The 18,021-nt window shown below is 63.5% G+C and carries 12 protein-coding genes; 9 read left to right on the plus strand and 3 right to left on the minus strand.

The window, feature by feature from the left end; all coding sequences use genetic code 11:
- Nucleotides 1–1,872: a hypothetical protein gene (locus tag KIH77_RS07495; RefSeq protein WP_219100583.1), complete on the minus strand. Its 1,872-nt coding sequence runs from the start codon at nt 1,870–1,872 to the stop codon at nt 1–3.
- A gap of 343 nt (nt 1,873–2,215) precedes the next feature.
- Between KIH77_RS07495 and KIH77_RS07500 the strand changes: the two genes are divergently transcribed.
- From KIH77_RS07500 to ilvC (KIH77_RS07515), 4 genes are all read left to right on the plus strand, one after another.
- Nucleotides 2,216–4,093, plus strand: a complete 1,878-nt coding sequence (locus KIH77_RS07500) for a glycoside hydrolase family 13 protein (RefSeq protein ID WP_219100585.1) — start codon at nt 2,216–2,218, stop codon at nt 4,091–4,093.
- A gap of 783 nt (nt 4,094–4,876) precedes the next feature.
- Nucleotides 4,877–6,229, plus strand: coding sequence for an MFS transporter (locus KIH77_RS07505; RefSeq protein ID WP_219100587.1), 1,353 nt, complete (start codon nt 4,877–4,879; stop codon nt 6,227–6,229).
- Nucleotides 6,230–6,793: 564 nt separating this feature from the next.
- Entirely contained in the window at nt 6,794–7,846 is a 1,053-nt protein-coding gene (ilvC, locus tag KIH77_RS07510; RefSeq protein ID WP_219100589.1) for a ketol-acid reductoisomerase, read from the plus strand.
- 346 nt (nt 7,847–8,192) lie between these two features.
- Entirely contained in the window at nt 8,193–9,245 is a 1,053-nt protein-coding gene (ilvC, locus tag KIH77_RS07515) for a ketol-acid reductoisomerase (protein ID WP_219100591.1), read from the plus strand.
- 176 nt (nt 9,246–9,421) lie between these two features.
- Here ilvC (KIH77_RS07515) and KIH77_RS07520 read toward each other — a convergent pair whose 3' ends face one another.
- On the minus strand, nt 9,422–10,540 hold the full coding sequence (locus tag KIH77_RS07520) for a DUF559 domain-containing protein (RefSeq protein WP_219100593.1): 1,119 nt from the start codon (nt 10,538–10,540) through the stop codon (nt 9,422–9,424).
- A 380-nt stretch (nt 10,541–10,920) separates the two neighbouring features.
- Complete coding sequence (locus KIH77_RS07525) at nt 10,921–12,048, minus strand: CdaR family transcriptional regulator (RefSeq protein ID WP_219100595.1); 1,128 nt, start codon at nt 12,046–12,048, stop codon at nt 10,921–10,923.
- A 254-nt stretch (nt 12,049–12,302) separates the two neighbouring features.
- On the opposite strand from KIH77_RS07525, the gene KIH77_RS07530 reads away from it, so the two are divergent.
- The 5 genes from KIH77_RS07530 to KIH77_RS07550 all read left to right on the plus strand — a co-directional run bounded on the left by KIH77_RS07530 (nt 12,303) and on the right by KIH77_RS07550 (nt 17,887).
- Nucleotides 12,303–13,628, plus strand: a complete 1,326-nt coding sequence (locus KIH77_RS07530; protein WP_240542198.1) for an enolase C-terminal domain-like protein — start codon at nt 12,303–12,305, stop codon at nt 13,626–13,628.
- 48 nt (nt 13,629–13,676) lie between these two features.
- Nucleotides 13,677–14,594 carry a dihydrodipicolinate synthase family protein gene (locus tag KIH77_RS07535; protein WP_219100599.1) on the plus strand — a complete coding sequence of 306 codons (918 nt, stop codon included), beginning with the start codon at nt 13,677–13,679 and terminating at the stop codon, nt 14,592–14,594.
- A 108-nt stretch (nt 14,595–14,702) separates the two neighbouring features.
- Nucleotides 14,703–15,881, plus strand: a complete 1,179-nt coding sequence (locus tag KIH77_RS07540) for a glycerate kinase (RefSeq protein ID WP_219100601.1) — start codon at nt 14,703–14,705, stop codon at nt 15,879–15,881.
- Between the two features lie 65 nt (nt 15,882–15,946).
- Complete coding sequence (gene garR / locus KIH77_RS07545; RefSeq protein WP_219100603.1) at nt 15,947–16,831, plus strand: 2-hydroxy-3-oxopropionate reductase; 885 nt, start codon at nt 15,947–15,949, stop codon at nt 16,829–16,831.
- 195 nt (nt 16,832–17,026) lie between these two features.
- Complete coding sequence (locus tag KIH77_RS07550) at nt 17,027–17,887, plus strand: aldo/keto reductase (protein WP_236024551.1); 861 nt, start codon at nt 17,027–17,029, stop codon at nt 17,885–17,887.
- Nucleotides 17,888–18,021 lie beyond the last annotated feature (134 nt).

Raw genomic sequence — 18,021 nt, forward strand, 5'->3', positions numbered from 1 at the left:
TCACTTGTTGTCGCCGGTGCCGGTGCTCGGCTTGGGGCTGCTCTGGTCGCTCGTGCTCGGCTTGGTGCTGTCGCTGCCGGTCTTATCGGTCACGGTGCCACTGGGGGTCTTCTCGCTTTGGGATCCGGTGCCGGTGCCGGAGGACGACGATCCGTTGCCTGAATTGGTGCTGCCTGAACTGCTTGAGCCGTTGTCGTACTGGTTGTAGTATCCGTTGCCGGAATACCCGTTATAGCTGCCGTTGCCGTACCGGTTATAGGTTCCGTTGCCGGAATTGTAGTATCCGTTGCCGTAGCTGTTGTTGCCGTATCCGTTGCCTGAATTGTAGTATCCGTTGCCCGAGCCGGAACCCGACGACGAGCCCGAATCGGACGACGACTGCATGGCGTTCTTCACCGCCGTCTTCGCCTGCTCCAACGTGGTCATCGCGTTCTGCAGGTCCGACGCAGTGGATTCGGGTGCGTTCGCCGCGGACTGCGCCGCACTGATGGCGTTGAGCAGCGTCGTGCGGGTGGCATCGTCCACTACGCCGTTGCTGTCGTCGTATGTGGTCTGCGCCGACGTGATGGCCGCCTGCAGGCTCGCCTTCAGCGTGTTCTTCTGATTGTCGCCCTTGCTGCCCGACACCGCCTTGATGGCGCTGTTGATGCTGTTGGTCGTCTTGGTTATGGCGTCCGCCATCGTCTGATTGGCCTTGGCGTTCGCCTCCAGTTCGGACGCCGCCATCGACGACTTGCAGTCGCGGGCCTGCGTCACGTCCTTGGCGCCGTCCACCGCCTTTTTCAGATTCGTCAGCGTCGTGGGGTCGGAGACCTCCGAGGACGTCGTCTGCAGAGCGGACTGCGCATCCTTCTGTGCCTTCGTCAGTGCCGTGGTCGCGGTGCCGTAGTCCTTGACGGACGCCGTGCAATCGGCCATCGCGGACTCCTGCGACTTGCCGCCGAACCGCTGCCATGCGAACACGCCGCCCACGATGAGCGCCGCAATCGCCACGATGGCGATGCAGAATATCGTCACGCGGCGCCGGTTCAGACGAATCTTCTTCGGCGCGTTCGACGCGGTTCCGCCGGCGGCGGACGTGCTTTCCGACGCGGGTGGGATGCTCGCCGGCATGGATTCACCCGCGGTTGCCTCGCCTGTGCCTGCCTCGCCTGTGCCCGTCTCATCGCTGGCGTCGGTCACCGCCGGTTCCACGATCGTCGTCTCGCCAAGGGATTCGTCGCTTGCGGATGATGTGGCCGGCAATGCCGTCGTGGCCGGCAGCGTCGTCGTGGCGTCCGGTGCCGTCTCGGCATCGATGTCGCCGATCGGCGGAATATCGGCCGTGTCGGCCAGCAGGTCCTGCATGATGTGGTCGGGCAGGGCGGCCGTCGGCATGGCCGTGGTCCGTTCCGCCGCCACGTCGTCATTCCGTTCGTCGTCATTCGCCGCGGTGTCGTCTGTCGCGGCGTCGTCCGCGGACGCATGGTCGTCTACCGGGACGTCGTCATCCGATGCGGCCGTCCCATCCGCATCGGCGGAATCGGCCGGGCCGGCCGCGGCGTCCGTCTCCGGACCGGCCTGCCGCGCTGGCTCCCCGGCCTCGCTGCCGTCTTCGGCGGCGGTCTCCTCCCCGGCCTCGGCTTTGTCTTCCTCGTCGGCCTTGCCGTCGTCTTCGCCATCCCCGTCGTCATCCGGCCGGTCGTCCGAACCGTCGAAGTCGAATGTCAGCGTGGGGATGTCCCATGAGGTATCGGCCGCATCGTCGTCAAGACCGGAGAAATCAAGGTCCCTGCTGATGTCGGTGTCGAAGTCGTCGTTGCCGTCTCGCTTGTCGTTGTCATTGCGCTTGTCGTCGTCGCGCTTGCCGTTGTTCGTATCCTTCGTCGTCATGCTCACTCCCCGCCGTTCCATCGTCAATCCGCGCGCGGAACGCCGCGCGCCGCACTATCGGAACAATGGTATTCCATCCCCGTGTTGGGGGCGCCGAAAATATGTCACAATATTGTGCCGTTCCATAACGAAAACGCGAGTTGTGGGTGTTCGTTGTTTACGGCGGCGTCGACAGGGAAAACATCAACCGCGGATTTTCAACGGTTTTCCGTTGTGGAACGCAGACGGATTCCGCAAAGTCGAAAAGCAAACACCCACAACTCGCAGTTTCCCGATGACAACGGGTGCTTGAACGGTAAAATTGGCGAGGATTCCGGTTTCTGGGCAGTCAAGGAGGATGCAAATGACGACCGAACAGCGCGCGGCGCTTCCCGACACGATTCACACCAACGGCGCAACGCCGAACCCGTGGTGGTCGAACGCGGTGGTGTACCAGATCTATCCGCGCAGTTTCCAGGACACGAACGGCGACGGATACGGCGACATCCCGGGCATCACGTCGCGGCTCGACTATCTGGCCGACCTCGGCGTGGACGTCATCTGGCTGTCGCCGGTGTACAAGTCGCCGCAGGACGACAACGGCTACGACATCAGCGACTATCAGGACATCGACCCGATGTTCGGCACGCTCGACGACATGGATGAACTGCTCGAGGAGGCCCACGACCGGGGCATCAAGGTCGTGATGGACCTCGTGGTGAACCACACGTCCGACGAGCACGCATGGTTCCAAGCCTCGCGCGACAGGAACGACCCGCACGCCGACTGGTACTGGTGGCGGCCCGCCAAGGCGGGGCACGAGCCGGGGACGCCGGGCGCGGAGCCGAACCAGTGGGGGTCGTATTTCGGCGGCTCGGCATGGGAATACGATCCGAAGCGCGGCGAATACTATCTGCACCAGTTCTCGAAGAAGCAGCCGGACCTCAACTGGGAGAACCCGGACGTGCGCGCCGCCGTCTACAAGATGATGAACTGGTGGCTCGACCGTGGCATCGACGGATTCCGCATGGACGTAATTACGCTGATCTCCAAGCACGTGGACGCCAACGGCGAACTGCCGGGCGTGGGCGCGAACACCGAATCCGCGGGGCCGGTGGGGGAGGACGGCTATTCGAGTCCGAACCCGTTCTGCGCCGACGGGCCGCGGCAGGACGAGTTCCTCGCCGAAATGCACCGCGAGGTGTTCGACGGGCGCGAGGGCACCCTCACCGTGGGCGAGGCTCCCGGCATCACGCCGGAACGCAACCGGCACATCACCGACCCGGCGAACCGCGAGCTCGACATGCTGTTCCTCTTCGACCACGTGGAGCCGGGCGGCGGACAGTCCAAGTGGACGGCGGAACCCTGGAGGCTCGCGCACCTCAAGCATTGCCTCGCCGGCCAGCAGGGCGCGGTGAAGAAGACCGGGTGGACCAGCCTGTTCTTCAACAACCACGACCAGCCGCGCGTGGTCTCCCGCTGGGGCGACGACTCCACCGACGAGGCGCGCGTGCGCTCGGCGAAGGCCATCGCCCTGCTGCTGCACATGCACCGCGGCACCCCGTACGTGTACCAGGGCGAGGAGCTCGGCATGACCAACGCCTACTTCGACTCGCTCGACCAGTACCAGGACCTCGAATCCATCAACATGTACCATCAGCTCACCGAGGCCGGCGTGATGACCCCGGAGGCCATGATGGACGCGCTCAAGGCCATCAGCCGCGACAACGCGCGCACGCCCATGCAGTGGGACGCCACCAAGTACGCCGGGTTCACCGCGCCTTACGCGCCCACCGCCCCCTGGCTGGCCGTGAACGCGAACCATGACGTGGTGAATGCCAAGAAGGAGAAGCGCGACCCCGACTCCGTGCTGTCGTTCTACAAGAGGCTCATCGCGTTGCGGCACGAGAACCCGGTCGTCGCGGCCGGCGACTGGCGGATGCTCGACGCCGACGACCCGCAGGTGTACGCGTTCGTGCGCACGCTGCGCGAGGACGGTGTCGGCGGCGGCATCGACGGCTCCGGCGAGCGGAAAATCGTGGTCGTGGTCAATATGTCGGGCGAATCGGCGAAGATCCCCGCCGAAACCGCCGACATGCTCGGCCTTGGCCTCGCCGGCACCACGCTCGGCGGCGTGAGCGCCGACCGCATTCTCATCAGCACCTATCCGGAGGAGGAGACCGCCGCCGACGTGCTCTTCGGCAAGCTCGCCCCATGGGAGGCCTTCGCCTACGAGCTGTAGCGGGGCGTAGGACGAGCCGATGATGCTCCGCCGGCGTCGGCCACTGCCCACGTCCCCGCCGGCGGGGAAGGCGGACTGGATTCGTAACGCACGGGAACCGAAGCATACGTTCGGTTCCCGTTGGTTGGGTGATTTGCAACGTATGGGAACGCAATCACATCCCCGGTTCCTATCTGTTGAGCGGCGTGCAACGGATGGGAATGGAAGTAGCGTCTTGGTTCCTGTTGGTCGTGGTGTAAGCGACGAACAGGAACCAAAACGTGCGTTCGGTTCCTTTCCGTTGGGCGGATGCGCCGCGAAAGAACGGTGTGCGTAACACGAACGCCGAACTGTCCACATAGTGGCCCTCGATTGGCGTATGCCGTAGGCCGCGCCTATCTTCTCAAGTGGTTCGGGTCGAAAGGCCCGCAAAGATGTATGACGCCGAAAGGAGGTTCGCCAAGATGTACGGAATGACCGCAACCAAGCTGAATGTCGCACTTGCTGCTGTGTCCGGCCGAATTATTATTCCGTCTTCGTTGGCGGACTGATTCGACATTTTCCACTGTTCGATCCCGTCAACGTGGCGGGGATCGGAACAGACAAAATCTAGTTTTGAGCTCCGCCAAAAGCGGGGCTTTTTTCATATCGCATGATCGAGATCCGATACACGGAATGAAAAACGAGCGATGGAAGACAACTCAAGAAACTGAGAAACCCGGGAATCGGACGGACGGCCGCTTGCAGAGAGAAACCGTTGGCCCCCGAACAGAAGATTCACGGACTACACAGGAGATTAGAGAAATGACAGCAGTCGAGGCTACGACTGATAGCAAACTCAAGACGATGGCGCGTGACTCCGTCAAGACCGTCATCGCCGCCTCCATGGTCGGCACGGCCATCGAGTTCTACGACTTCTACGCATACGGCACCGCCGCTGCGAACTACTTCCCGCACATCTTCTTCTCCGACAAGGCGAACCCGACGGTCGCCCTGCTCATGAGCCTGCTCACGTTCGCCATCGCGTTCATCGCCCGCCCGCTCGGCTCGCTGGTGTTCGGCCACTTCGGCGACCGCATGGGCCGCAAGACCACGCTGGTCGTCTCCCTCATGACGATGGGCGTCGGCACGTTCCTCATCGGCTGCCTGCCGACCTACAACACGTGGGGCATCGCCGCGGTCGCCATCCTCTGCCTGCTGCGCTTCATCCAGGGCATCGGCCTGGGTGGCGAATGGTCCGGCGCCGCACTGGTCGCCACCGAGAACGCGCCTGAGAACAAGCGCGCCCTCTACGGCTCCTTCCCGGAGCTCGGCGCCCCGATCGGCTTCTTCCTCTCCAACGGCACCTACTTCGTGCTTGAGTCCTTCAACGACTCCGCCGCCATGCTCGCCTGGGGCTGGCGCGTGCCGTTCCTGCTGAGCGCTATCCTCGTGATCATCGGCCTCGTCGTGCGAGTCCACATGGAGGAGACCCCGATCTTCCGCATGGCCCAGGAGCAGAAGAAGGTCGTCAAGTCCCCGCTCACCGAGGTGTTCCGCAAGAGCTGGCGTCAGGTCCTGCAGGCCACGTTCCTCGTCGCCGTCACCTACACGCTGTTCTACACGCTCGCCACGTGGTCGCTCGCCTGGGGCACCAAGGCCCAGGGCGAGGGCGGCGGTGGCCTCGGCTTCTCCAACCAGGAGTACCTGCTCATGCTGATGATCGCCATCTGCGTGTTCGCCGCCTTCATCGTGATCTCCTGCGTGAACGCCGACAAGTTCGGCCGCAAGCGCGTGATCGTCACCTCCTCCGTGCTGCTCGTCGTGTTCGCCGCCCTGTTCCCGTTCCTGCTCAACGGCCAGATCGTCGGCCAGCGCAACTTCTTCGCCAACATGGTGTTCCTGTGCGTCGGCTTCGCCCTGATGGGCACCGCGTTCGGCCCGATCGGCGCCTTCCTGCCCGAGCTGTTCGACGCCAACGTGCGCTACTCCGGCTCCGGCATCGGCTACAACCTCGCCGCCATCGTCGGCGCGGCCTTCGTGCCGACCATCGCCACCTGGCTGTCCAGCCACTTCGGCGTCCACTCGGTGGGTCTGTACCTCGGCGTCATGGCCGTGTGCTGCCTCGTCGCGGTGCTCTCGTGCCATGAGACTAAGAACGTTGATTTCACGAAGTGAAATCAAGTTCCAAGTCTCATCCTCGCGCTCGATGACTCGCGCTCGCTTCGGCTTCGGGAACAGTCCACTGGACTGTTCCCATGGAGAAGCCTCAGCTAAGAACGTCGGCTTCACGAAGTGAAATCAAGTTCTAAGTCTCATCCTCGCGCTCGATGACTCGCGCTCGCTTCGGCTTCGGGAACAGTCCACTGGACTGTTCCCATGGAGAAGCCTCAGCTAAGAATGTCGACTTCACCAAGTGAAGCCGAATTCCGAGTCTCATCATCGGCGGATTTCACCGAGTTCTCCGGTGGAATTCAGCTTCCGTTCATCCGACGGTGGTCGAATGAACACAGCGCGGACGACGGCCCACAACGCCACCGCCCGCGATACGAAAATTCAATATTCAATATTTGGACGCGGACTTCCGCGTCAGATGCTGGTGGACTAGAACTAGTTCCCAGTGATCGATGACTTTCAACGTCTAGGACACAATCCTTCTCGCCGAAGGCCGTCAGCAATCTCAACCGATTGCCGGACGTCCAACGCTCGGTAATCACCAAACAATATAAAGGAGTGCCAATCATGGCAGCAACTATCTGGTACGAGAAGGACGCCGATCTGTCCGTGCTCGAAGGCAAGAAGGTGGCCATCCTCGGCTACGGTTCCCAGGGTCACGCCCATGCGCTGAACCTGCGTGATTCCGGTGTCGACGTGGTCGTCGGCCTGCGTCCGACCTCCAAGTCGGTCCAGTTCGCCAAGGAGCAGGGCCTCGAGGTCAAGTCCGTGCCGGAGGCCGTCGCCGAGGCCGACATCGTCATGATCCTGCTGCCTGACCAGTACCAGGCCGCCGTGTACAAGAAGGACGTCGAGCCGAACCTGAAGCCGGGCGCCGCTCTGGCCTTCGCCCACGGCTTCAACATCCACTACGGCTACATCAAGCCCACCGAGGATCACCCGGTGTTCATGGTCGCCCCGAAGGGCCCGGGCCACATCGTGCGTCGTGAGTACGCCGCCGGCCGTGGCGTCCCGGTGGTTGTGGCCGTCGAGCAGGATCCGCGTGGCGACGGCTGGGCCATCACCCTGGCCTACGCCAAGGCCCTCGGCGCCCTGCGCGCCGGCGCCATCAAGACGACCTTCAAGGAAGAGACCGAGACCGATCTCTTCGGCGAGCAGGACGTCCTCATGGGCGGCATCAACCACCTGTGCGACCTCGGCTTCGACGTGCTGACCGAGGCCGGCTACCAGCCGGAGATCGCCTACTTCGAGGTGTTCCACGAGCTGAAGATGCTGGTCGACCTCGCCAACGAGGGTGGTCTGAACAAGGCCCGCTGGTCCTGCTCCGACACCGCCCAGTACGGTGATTACACCTCCACCGTCATCACCGACGAGACCAAGAAGCGCATGCAGTACCAGCTCAAGCGCATTCAGGACGGCTCCTTCGCCAAGGAGTTCATGGACGACCAGGCCGCCGGCGCCCCGAAGTTCAAGAAGCTGCAGGAAGAGTTCTCTCACCCGCACCTGGAGACCGTTGGCCCGAAGCTTCGCGCCATGTTCTCTTGGAACAACGGCCCGGCCAAGGACGCCGATGAGGCTGAGTCCTTCAACGGCAAGATCGCTCGTACCCAGGTTCAGTGATTGATTATTAATAATTAATAATTAATAATTAATTATTAAAAATATTGAAAAATCCCGTCGTTCCGGCTTCGGTCGGGGCGGCGGGATTTTTTGCTGGGCAACCATCTGACCGCCCACGTTGTGGACGCGAATGTGACGTACGCGACATTATCGGTAGGATGGTGGGCAGTTTGCAGGACAAAATCCTCAGATGAGCTCGTCTGAGTGGACGATCGAGCGGTTCATGATCGTTTCGCGGGGTATGCCGCGTGGGTGACTGGCCGACGGCGTCCCGGACACCACGCGCGTCATGCGCGGCGCTTATGCGCAACCACAACAACATTCGCAGTAGTTAAGGAGTGCTTACATGGCTGCACAGATTTGGTACGAAAACGACGGCGATCTCTCCGTCCTCTCCGGCAAGAAGGTCGCCATCATCGGTTATGGCTCCCAGGGTCACGCCCATGCGCTGAACCTGCGTGATTCCGGTGTCGACGTGGTCGTCGGCCTGCGTCCGACCTCCAAGTCGGTCCAGTTCGCCAAGGAGCAGGGCCTCGAGGTCAAGTCCGTGGCCGAGGCGTCCGCCGAAGCCGACGTCATCATGATCCTCGCCCCCGATCAGTACCAGCGCACCATCTGGGCCAACGACATCGAGCCCAACATCAAGGAAGGCGCGGCCGTCGCCTTCGCCCACGGCTTCAACATCCACTACGGCTACATCAAGCCGACCGCCGACCACCCGGTCTTCATGGTCGCGCCGAAGGGCCCGGGCCACATCGTGCGTCGTGAGTACGCCGCCGGCCGTGGCGTCCCGGTCGTGGTCGCCGTCGAGCAGGATCCTCGCGGTGACGGCTGGGCGCTGACCCTCGCCTACGCGAAGGCCCTCGGCGCCCTGCGCGCCGGCGCCATCAAGACCACGTTCAAGGAAGAGACCGAGACCGATCTCTTCGGCGAGCAGAACGTGCTCATGGGCGGCGTGAACAAGCTCGTCGAGATGGGCTTCGAGGTCCTCACCGATGCCGGCTACCAGCCGGAGATCGCCTACTTCGAGGTCTGCCACGAGCTGAAGATGCTCGTCGACCTCATGAACGAGGGTGGTCTGAACAAGGCCCGTTGGTCCTGCTCCGACACCGCCCAGTACGGCGACTACACCAACACCGTCATCAACGAGGACTGCCGCAAGCGCATGGAGTACCACCTGGGCCGCATCCAGGACGGTTCCTTCGCCAAGGAGTTCATCGACGACCAGGACGCCGGCGCCCCGCACTTCAAGGAGCTGCAGGAGAAGTACTCCAACGAGCGCATCGAGACCGTCGGCCCGAAGCTGCGCGCCATGTTCTCCTGGAACAAGGACGCCGTGAAGGACGCCGACGAGGCCAACTCCTTCACCGGCAAGATCGCCCGCGCCCAGGTGCAGTGATTTATCGCTGACCAATAAACACTGTATCGTGTGACCGGGTGCACGCGCGCCCGGTCACGCCATCTGAGAAACGTTGAAAAATAAGGGTTTTGATGAGCGCGTGACCGGGTATACGTGCACCCGGTCACGTAGACATATGCCCGGTCACACGGCACAACGCGCCTAGTCACACGACGCTACGTTTCTCCCCGCCGCCGACGTCGATTCCGGCGTCGTCGCTGCCTGTCGCGTTGCCCGGCCAAGCGTTGATCATTCGATAACGCCGCATATTGCGGCAGCGGTTGGCCGGTGACAGTCACACCCAACGCCTGCGCCACCCGCTGCGTCAACGACCGCCGTCCCGCCGCGGTCATCACATCATCCGCGAACGCCACAATCACCGCATATCCGTGCGCACGGAATGCCTGACGTTTTCTGTCGTCACGGCGATACTGTTGTTTGTCAACACGATGCGCATCACCGTCGTATTCGATGATTACTTTCGCATCCGGATACGCCATATCGACCACGGCGACCGTCCGCAATTCAGGCAGATACATCGTCCACTGCGTCACGGGTCTGGGGAGGCCGTCGCTCAACAGCGCCAGCACTGTTCGCGCTTCCATCGGCGAATCGGTGACGTTCTCGAGAAATGGCAGAGCCGCGGAACATTTCGTTTTGCCGGGAAAATCCACCTGCCGAAGAAAGCATACAATGTCATCCTTCGTGACTTTGACGTCGCTGGCGGTTCCGCGGAGCATGGCGTCGGCGAGCACGATGACCTCCACCTGGCTGAGATACGGAGCCATCATCGCCCACGTCGTCAACGGATGCGTACATATTATGACGCCGCCGTTCCACGGAATCCGAATGTTCGGTGCGCCGGGGATGGCCGTGACGATGCCGTCGGACCGTTGCGTCGGTAGCAAGGTCGTGGTCGTGCTGGTCGTGCTGGTCGTTATGCCCATGCCGACCGTATTCCGCACGTCATTGGTCACGATTACGTCTCCCGTGATGTTGCCGGAGGACGCGCGAAAAATCCATCGCAGATAACCGGTGTCCTTCCGATGGGAGCGGTTATTGCGACCGATATAAGCGATGCAGAACTCGTTGTCGGCGAGACGCGACGTCAATGGCGTCTCCAATCGGCATAATTTTAGGGCGGTGACGCCGGCGTATACGATTTGCCGACGTGCGATGGCGCGCGCATTGTATTCATGGCAGCGTTGCAACGTGTGCAGCTGCGTTTCGACCAATGAGCGCGCGAGGTAGTTGCGGGCAATCGCTGTGCCGGACGGTGGTTGGTAAGTGTTCATGACATGAGCGTACGGGTTTACGCACGGCGACGGCGTCGAAATCGAATAATCGCGAAAAATGTGGATGGCTGGAACGTTATCCACAATGTTCGTTGCGCATGGGAATCGACGATTCCGTTGGTATTGCAGGCGTTTGCGAACGTGGCGGCATGTCGTGCATGTGCTGGCGTTGGCGTGTCGCGAGCGCGATTGAGACGTGACCGGGTGCGGGTGCGTTGCGTTGTGACCGGGTGCGTCGCATGTGTGTGACCGGGTGCGGGTGCACCGGGTCACGTGTGTTTGTAATCCCTTATTTTGCAACGTTTTGTCGATGGCGTGACTGGGTGCGGGTGTGCCCGGTCACGAAAACATGTACCCGGTCACGCCGAACATGCTCCCGCCTACGCCGCGCGGAACGCCAGGTAGTCACGCAGCTTGAACGCGGCGTCGAGCACCGAATAATCCTTCAGTACGCGCGGATTGTAGCCGGTTTCGCGCGCGATCTTGTTGAGTCGGTTCTGCAGCGTGTTCTTGTGCAGGAACAGGTCTTCGGCCGCGTGGATGATGCTGCCGTTGTGCCGCGTGTACGCGTCGAACGTCGTATGGAAGTCGTCGATCTCATGGTCGTCGAGCCCTTCGAACACGTGCGCGACGAAACGTTCGGCGTCGTCGGCGGGGATCGACGAGATGAACATGCCGTAGTCGAGGTCGTCGTAGCTGCTGACGCCTTTCTGCTGCGAGAACAGCAGCCAGTCGACCGTGCGGCACGCCTCGCCGTAGCTGCGCCAGTACGCGTCCGCCTGGTCGGCCGCCCGTCCGACGCCGAAGCTCATCTGCCGGTGGAACGTCTTGGAGATGTCGGTCTGTATGCCTCCGAGGAACGCCGCGGGGTCGGTGACGTCGGCGTCGTCGAGGAACAGGCAGACCTCGCGCGCGGTGACAGAGAACATGCTGTGGTCGAGGCCGCCGCAATGCGTCTGAAGAATAGCGTGCAGGCCGTCGGTGGCCGGTATGGCCACGCCGGTGCCGACGAACCGGCCGACCGCGGCCCGTCGCCGCCGGTCGAGGTCGATGTTCAACGCCGAGGCCAGATAGTTCACGAATCCGGCGTCGTATTGACGGAGCGTCAGCATGTTGATGAGATTGGCGGTCATCATGCGCTGGTCGAATCTGGTGATCTGTTCGAGATTCTCGCGGATCAGTATCTCGGTCATTTTTTTGATGACGTTGCCGAACGGCTCGACCTCCTCGCGTCGGCCGGTGATGCCGATGACGGCCACGACCGAGCCGTTGAACAGGACCGGCACGTTGATGCCGTTTCTGGCGCCTTCGAACTGATGCTCGTCGTCGATGGACACGGTCCGCTTGGCTTCCACGGCCAGTCGCGCGCCGTCGTGCGAGGTGCCGACGCGGGATTTGTCGGTGCTGGCGATGATGGTGCCGCTCGTGTCGAACAGGTTGATCTCATGCCGGATCACGCCTTTGATGTTCGACACGATGGTTTCGGCGATCTGCGGATCGATGTCCATTGGCCCCTCCCTGATGCGAATCGGTCGGCTCGTTCCGACCGGTCGGTATGGCGATGCGTTGCATTCCAATATAGCCCATGACCATGGTACGGAGAACATATTCGGTTGGGAAACCCGCCGTGGTTTCGAGCATCTGGAATATGGCGGGAACGATTGCGGAATCCCATAATTGAAGTACACAACGTTTTCTAGTCCACACAATGAAGTCCGGAAAATCAAGGATTGGAGGGGATATGCTTCCCACTATCACGACTATGGAAGTCATTCCGGTCGCCGGATACGACAGCATGCTGCTGAATCTGGCGGGTGCGCATGAACCGTTCTTCACGCGCAACATCGTCGTTATGACGGACAGTGATGGTCTGACCGGCGTGGCCGAGGTGCCCGGCGGCGAGGTGATCACGAAGCGTCTGGAGGCGTGCGTTCCGCTGGTCGAGGGCCGTTCGGTCAGCGAATACAAGGATGTGGTGCAGCGGTGCCGCCGGATGCTCGAGGAGCAGGTCGCCGGGGCGGCCGGTGCCGGATCCGGTGCGGAAACCGCGCACGCGCAGATCTTCAAGAAGGTCACGAACGTGCTGACCGGCGTGGAGACGCCGCTGCTCGACCTGCTGGGCAAGCATCTCGGCGTGCCGGTGGCGGCGTTGCTCGGCGACGGGCAGGTGCGCGACCGCGTGCGGTTCCTCGCCTACCTGTTCTACGTGGGCGACTATCGCAGGACCGACATGCCGTACCTGCACGACGATGACGATTCCGACGCGTGGGGCCGCATCCGCCGCGAGCCGGCGCTCGACGCCGAGGCCATCGTGCGTCAGGCCGAGGCCGCGCAGGAGCGGTTCGGTTTCCATGACTTCAAGCTCAAGGGCGGCGTGTTCGAGCCGGCCAAGGAGATCGAGGCGGTGAAGGCGCTCAAGGAGCGCTTCCCCAAGGCTCGCATCACCATCGACCCGAACGCCGCATGGTCGCTGGACGAATCCGTGGAACTGTGCCGCGGGCTCGAAGGCACGCTCACCTACGTGGAGGATCCGTGCGGCGCCGAAGGCCGGTTCTCCGCGCGAGAGACCATGGCCGAGTTCCATCGGCGGACGGGTCTGGCCACGGCGACGAACATGTGCGACACCGATTGGCGTGAGATGAAGAACGCTATCCGACTGGATTCGGTGACGATCCCGCTGGCCGACCCGCACTTCTGGACCATGACCGGCTGCGTGCGCGTGGCCCAGCTGTGCCACGACTTCGACCTCACCTGGGGCGTGCACTCCAACAACCACTTCGACATCTCGCTCGCCATGGTCGCGCAGGCCGCGGCCGCCGCCCCCGGGCGCATCAACGCCTGCGATACGCATTACATGTGGCAGGACGGCCAGTTCCTCGGCACGAAGGCCCCCGAATTCGAGGACGGCTGCCTCACCGTGCCGCGCGACGTGCCCGGCCTCGGCGTGGAGATCGACCGTGCGAAGCTCGAAGCCGCCCACCGCCTGTACGTCGAGAACAACTGCGGCACCCGCGATGACTCCGCCGGCATGCAGTACCTCATCCCCGGCTGGAAGTTCGACGGCAAGCGTCCGGCGCTCGTCCGCTAAGGACCGGCCCCGGATCCATCGAACCCCCGATACCAGAAACGGAACGACATGGCACATCCCATCAACGTCAACAGCTTCAAAGGCATCTTCGTGCCGATCCTCATGCCCGTGACCGACGAGCGTGACGGCGTCATCGACATCCCGCGCCTGCGCGAACAGGTGAGCTACGTCATCGAACACGGCGTGGACGGCATCCTCGCCTTCGGCTCCAACTCCGAGTTCTACATGTTCTCCGACGACGAGATGCTCGAAGCCACCCAGGCCATCATCGACGAGGCCGCCGGCCGCGTGCCCGTCATGTTCGGCGTCGGCCACATCCGCACCAGCCAGTGCGTACGACTGGCCCGTCGCGCCGCCGAGCTCGACATCGACGCCATCTCGGTGCTCCAGCCGATGTTCATCACGCCCACGCAGACGGCCCTCTACAACCACTTCAGGGCCATCGCCGAAGTGGTCCCCGACACGGCCGTGCTCATCTACAACAATCCCGGACTGGCCGGCTACCCCATCTCACTCGACGTCATCGTCAAACTGGCGCACGATGTGGATAACATCGTCGGTATCAAGGACTCCTCGGGCAACATCACCAACCTGCAGGAGCTCGTCCGCCGCACCGCCGACATCGACTTCAGGGTGTTCGCCGGCAAGGACATCATCGTCTACGCCGGGTTCTGCTGCGGCGCCGACGGTGCCGTCTGCTCCACCGCGAACATCTATCCGGAACTCGTCTGCGGCATCTACGACAAGTTCATCGCCGGCGATCTGGACGGCTCGCGCAAGGACCAGTTCACGCTCAATCCGATCCGCCTCTCCCAGGACGCGGCCAGCTTCCCGGCCGCCACCAAGGACATGGCCAACCTGCTCGGCATGAACGTCGGCCCGTCGGTCCTGCCCACGGAACCCACCGCCGGCGCCGCGCTCGACGGCATGAAACGGGCCATGCGGGACGCCGGATACCTCGACTGACCGGCACGACCGGCCATCGCGGACAACGACCCGACAACCCGGCGCGTCGGCCGCATCGCAACGCCGCCGGTCATATCATCGTCAATATCATATGAAAGGAGGGCGGCCATGGAACCGCGACCGTATCGAACGCCGTCAGTGCTGCTCGCCTCCGACTCATTCAAAGGGTCGGCGTCCAGCCGCCGCATCGAGGACCTCCTCGAAGAGGGCGTGCGCCGCGTCGTCCCCGACTGTTCGGTGACGAAATACCCCATCGCGGACGGCGGCGAAGGCACCGTCGACGCCGTGATCAACGCCTGCGGCGGCGAACGCCGCACGGCCGTCGTCCACGGTCCGCTCGGCGACGACGTGACCGCCGAATACGGGCTGCTGCCCGACGGGGCAGCCATCATCGAAATGGCCCAGGCAAGCGGCATCACGCTCATCGAACAGACGCTCGACAACGCCATCGACGCCTCCACGTACGGCGTCGGACAGGTCATCCTCGACGCCATCGACGCCGGCGCACGACGCATATATATAGGACTCGGCGGCAGCGCGACCAGCGACGGCGGCACCGGCATGGCCAAGGCGTTCGGCGTACGGTTCCTCGACGCCGCCGGCGATCCGGTCCCCTGCGGACTGCGCGGCCTGCGTGCGATCGCTGCAATCGACACGTCCGGCATCGACCCGCGCATCGGCCGCACGGAATTCGTCGCCCTGACCGACGTGTCGAATCCGCTGGTCGGACCGTCCGGGGCCGTGCACATCTACGGCCCGCAAAAAGGACTGACCGCCGACAGGACCGCCAAGGCCGACGCATGGATGCGGCACTATGCCGACGTCGTCGAGGCGACGACCGGCGTGAACGTGGCCGAACTGCCGGGCGCGGGCGCGGCGGGCGGCCTCGGCGCGGGACTCGTGGCGTTCTGCGGCGCGCGGATCCGCAGCGGCATCGAGACGGTGCTCGACCTCATCGGACTGGAGGACGTCATGGACTCCGTCGACCTGGTCATCACCGGCGAGGGCCGCATGGACGCGCAGTCGGCCAACGGCAAGGCGCCGGTCGGCGTGGCGCAACGCGCCAAACGCCACGGCAAGCCGGTCGTCGCCGTCGTCGGCGGACGGGCCGACGACCTCGGCGCCGTCTACCGCATGGGCGTCGATCTGGTCGTTCCCGCCATCCCCGGGCCGGCGTCGCTGGACGAATGCATCGCCCGCACCGCCGTGAACGTGCCGATCGCCGGGGAAACCGCCATGCGCGCCTTCCTCCTCGGCCGCGACGCCCTGAGCTCCCCGGCTCCCTAGCCGCCACACACTCAGCATCACCAACCAAATCAACCAAACCAACCACCAAACCAAAGGAAACCATCATGAAGGTAGGATTCGTAGGACTCGGCATCATGGGCAGGCCGATGGCGCACAACGTGCTCAAGGCCGGCCACACCGTCATCGCGTACGACCGCAACCAGGCCCCGGTCGACGAGCTCGCCGCCGCCGGCGCCATCGCCACGGCCAGCGGCAAGGAGGTCGCCGAACAGGCCGACGTCGTCATTACCATGCTGCCGAACTCGCCGCACGTGCGCAGCGCCCTGTTCGACGAGGGCGGCATCGCCGAAGGCCTGTCCGAAGGCAAAGCCGTCATCGACATGAGCTCCATCGCCCCGCTTGCCAGCCGCGAGTTCGCCGAGAAACTGGCCAAGCGGGGCGTGGACTTCCTCGACGCCCCGGTCTCCGGCGGCGAACCCAAGGCCATCGACGGCACCATCGCGGTCATGGTCGGCGGCGAGCAGGCCGTGTTCGACAAGTACGAGGCGCTGCTCGGCACCATGGCGTCCACCGTCACGCTGGTCGGCGGCGTCGGCGCGGGCAACATCACCAAGCTCGCCAACCAGATGATCGTGGCCGTGAACATCGCTGCCGTCTCCGAGGCGTACTCGCTGGCCAAGAAGGCCGGCGTCTCCCCGGAGAACGTGTACAAGGCCATTCGCTCCGGTCTGGCCGGCAGCGTCGTCATGGACCAGAAGTCGCAGAAGATCTTCGACGGCGACTTCACGCCCGGCTTCCGCATCGACCTGCACATCAAGGACCTGCAGAACGCGCTCGACACCTCGCATGGCGTGAACGTCTCCGCGCCGTTCACCTCGCTCGCCATGGAGATCCTCCAGTCGCTCAAGGTCAACGGCCACGGTTCCGACGACCACAGCGGCATCGCCGAATGGTACGAGATGGTCAATAATTTCAAGCTGCAGGACTGACGACGGTCCGCGCGCCGGCGCGTGACGACATGCACAACGTTGCGTGACGACGGATGCCGATGTACGGAACGTCGATCGCTTGATTTCCCGTGTTCCCCGCCACGCCATGCGGCGGGGAACACGGGAATCGTCGTATTGCGATTCCGCGCCGGACATCCGGATACTATTGGCAAGGCAAGGGGAGTGACGGTAATCATGACGTTCAGGGAAACCGTACGACTGCACGACGGCACGATGATGCCGCGACTGGGCATGGGCACCTGGTATCTGGGGGAGGGGCGGCGTTCCGCGCGCACGGAGATCGCGGCGCTGCGGGCCGGTCTCGACGCCGGGATCCGGCTCATCGACACGGCCGAGATGTATGGCGAAGGCCGCGCCGAATCGTTGGTCGGCGAGGCGATTGAAGGATATGACCGCGAGCGGCTGTTCCTCGTCTCCAAGGTGTATCCGCATAACGCCGGCCGCGGCAATCTCCGACGCAGTCTCGAGGCGTCGCTGCGTCGTCTCGGCGTCGATTATCTCGACATGTATCTGCTGCATTGGCGCGGATCGGTGCCGCTCGCCGAAACCGTGGCGTGCATGGAGACCGCGAAGGCCGACGGACTGATAGCCAACTGGGGCGTCTCCAACTTCGACACGTCCGACATGCGGGAGCTGTTCCGTGTGCCGGGCGGCGATAATTGCGCCGTGAACCAGGACCTGTATCATCTCGGGTCGCGCGGCGTGGAATACGATCTGCTGCCGTGGATGCGCGAGCATGGCGTGCCGATGATGGCGTACTGTCCGCTCGCGCAGGCCGGCAGCCTGCGACGCGGGCTGTTGGACAACGCGGCCGTGCGGTCGGTGGCGGCCGCACACGGCGCCACGCCGATGCAGATCCTGCTCGCGTTCGTGCTGCGACGCGACGACATGATCGCCATTCCCCGCAGCGGCACGGCCGAGCATGTGCTCGCCAACTGGGCCGCGCGCGAGATTACGCTGACGCCCGGCGACCTGGCCGCGCTCGACGCCGCGTTCCCCGCCCCGACGCGCAAGGAGCCGCTGGACATGGAGTGACGCGGTGACCGGGTGCGCTGCATGTGTGACTGGGTGCATCGCGCGTGACCGGGTGCGTTGCGTATGTGACCGGGGGCGGGTGTGCCGGGTCACGCACTTGTCGAATCCCTTGTTTTTCAACGTTTTGCAAGTGG

Source organism: Bifidobacterium pluvialisilvae (assembly GCF_019331695.1).
GTDB classification, from domain to species: Bacteria; Actinomycetota; Actinomycetes; order Actinomycetales; family Bifidobacteriaceae; genus Galliscardovia; species Galliscardovia pluvialisilvae.